1 protein-coding gene is annotated in these 418 nt (G+C 63.9%); it reads right to left on the bottom strand.

Translation table 11 applies throughout. The features are described from left to right. Positions 1-105 precede the first annotated feature (105 nt). Positions 106-418, bottom strand: a 313-nt coding sequence (locus tag CAPSK01_RS12230) for an SMC-Scp complex subunit ScpB (protein WP_034927031.1), incomplete at its 5' end; no start/stop codon positions are given.

The raw sequence follows: 418 nt of genomic DNA, 5'->3' as shown, positions 1-418 counted from the left end.
GCAGAGCCCGGCGGCGCTGCCGGTGGTCGCCGCCGTCCCGTTGGCGGCGTGGCCGGCGCAGCCGGACGTGGCGAACGAGGGGATTCGGCAAGCGTACGGCGTTTGTTATTGGGCATCAGCAAGGTCCAGTGTGGAATTGATTTGTTCGAGTGCAGGCAACTCGGCGAGGCTGCAGAGGCCAAGGTCGTCGAGGAATTTTCTGGTTGTCGCCAGCAGAGCCGGTCGACCGGGGGTATCGCGATGGCCAACGACCTCGACCCAGCCACGCTCCTCGAGCACCCGAATGACCTGTGTGGCAACCGTCACACCGCGGATATCCTCGATGTCACCGCGCGTCACGGGTTGACGATAGACAATGATGGCCAGCGTTTCCAGCACTGCACGTGAATAGCGCGGCGGTTTTTCCGGGTGCAGCCGT

This window comes from Candidatus Accumulibacter vicinus (genome assembly GCF_000584955.1).
Taxonomy (GTDB): domain Bacteria; phylum Pseudomonadota; class Gammaproteobacteria; order Burkholderiales; family Rhodocyclaceae; genus Accumulibacter; species Accumulibacter vicinus.
Note: the sequence above shows the minus strand (reverse complement) of the source record. Positions and strands in the feature narration are given on the sequence as shown.